The organism is Winogradskyella sp. UBA3174 (assembly GCF_002364335.1).
GTDB lineage: Bacteria > Bacteroidota > Bacteroidia > Flavobacteriales > Flavobacteriaceae > Winogradskyella.
This window is the reverse complement of record NZ_DEXW01000060.1, coordinates 24,901-25,673: the sequence shown is the minus strand read 5'-3', so window position 1 is coordinate 25,673 and position 773 is coordinate 24,901. Positions and strand designations below refer to the sequence as shown.

Genomic DNA, 773 nt, shown 5'->3' with positions numbered 1-773 from the left:
CCTTGTTGCGCATCTACAACGTCATTACGTCTTAATCCTGAATTCGGGTCATTATCATTCTGGCCTAAATGCACAATTAGCTTTCTTGAGAATGCTGCGGTCAAATCTACCGTTGGTAATTGTCCATTATCAATGCCGTAAGGAAAACTAACTCCATTTTCTGGTACGGTGTACCATCCTGCGTTAGAACAAACGGCAACATCTAAATTGCTGTTCGGTAAATATGTAACAAACCGATGTAAAAATTGTGCACCACCAGAATGTCCCCAAGCACTATATTTTTCTTGAGTACCTGAAATAGCTGCTTTTACAGTTTCAAATATTGGATCTAAAGTAGAAAACGTCCATTCGTTTTCGCTATTAAAAGTTTCTGGACTTGGATTGTCTCCATCATCAAAGATATTAGCCATTAGGTAATTATCACCTAAACCAGGATAATTGGCACTTGAAAACTCTGGCGCAATAACTATAAAACCATTTTCATTAGCCATCGCTATCCAATAATCTCTGTGAGGTCCTCCATCTCTATCTGCTCCATGAAAAGCCATGAGTATAGGCATAGTAGTAATATCTCCTGCTGGAATGTGATAAAACACTTCAATTGGAGGTCTATTTAAAGGCGCTTGAGGATCAAAAATAAAGGAATCTGTAGTATTTGGACTAAGTGTAAGAGGCGGAGCAACACCAGTAGTTGAACCTGGTGAAAATAATAAAGCAGCATTAGCTGTGGTATGGAGTACAAAATCTCCAGTAATATCTGGACTTCTTGTCAC

1 pseudogene is annotated in these 773 nt (G+C 38.7%); it reads right to left on the bottom strand.

The features are described 5' to 3' along the window. Window positions 1–773 (bottom strand): annotated as a pseudogene (locus tag B2U95_RS10815) (hypothetical protein); the annotation flags it as partial.